The sequence below is a fragment of the Mycobacterium sp. genome (genome assembly GCF_008709575.1).
Classification (GTDB): domain Bacteria; phylum Actinomycetota; class Actinomycetes; order Mycobacteriales; family Mycobacteriaceae; genus Mycobacterium.
Genome location: NZ_VYIK01000291.1, coordinates 1 through 739, shown reverse-complemented (window position 1 = coordinate 739; position 739 = coordinate 1). Strand labels below are relative to the sequence as shown.

The window sequence follows — 739 nt, the reverse complement described above, 5'->3', positions numbered from 1 at the left end:
ACTGCGGCTAACCGGTTCTACGTTCATGATCGGGTAGCCGAGGAGTTCTCCAGCAGCCTCGGTGAACGGATGGCGGCACTGCGGGTGGCCCCGGGCTGGTCCGAGGGAGCACAAGTCGGACCGCTGATCGACGCTCCCGGCCGGGACAAGGTCGACCGCCTGGTTCACGATGCAGTCGAGCGGGGCGCTCAGGTGGTGACTGGTGGCCGCTCGGCGGAGGGGCCGGGCTACTTCTATCAACCCACGGTCCTGACCGCTGTGAGATCGGACTGCGCGATGTGCTCCACGGAGATCTTCGGGCCGGTCGCGGCGATACAGACATTCACCGATGACGACGACATCGTCGCAGTGGCCAACGACACCCGCTGGGGTCTCGTCGGTTACGTGTTCAGCCAGGACATCGACCGTGCCCTGGGCGTCAGTGAAAGGCTCGAGGTGGGCATGGTCGGGTTGAACTGCGGAATCGTGTCTGACCCGGCGACGCCGTTCGGCGGGGTCAAAGAATCCGGCCTGGGCCGCGAGGGGGGGCGTGTGGGTATCGAAGAGTTCCTCGAGTACAAGCTCATCACCATGCCGTTGAGAGAGTGAGGGCTGAGCGGCCGGACTGACACCACGCACCATCTCGAAGCCGTTTACCCCCGGGGCGATGGTTGCCGCTCACGAAATACTTCATCCATGAGCTCAGCCATTCGATCGGCCACGACGGTGACTGCACCGCTGGCGTTTTGGACCTGACCGC

Annotated in this window: 1 protein-coding gene; it reads left to right on the top strand. The window is 64.4% G+C overall.

What is annotated here, in order from left to right; all coding sequences use genetic code 11:
* Window positions 1–588, top strand: a 588-nt coding sequence (locus tag F6Q13_RS18525; RefSeq protein ID WP_293059652.1) for an aldehyde dehydrogenase family protein, incomplete at its 5' end; no start/stop codon positions are given.
* Between the last annotated feature and the right edge of the window lie 151 nt (window positions 589–739).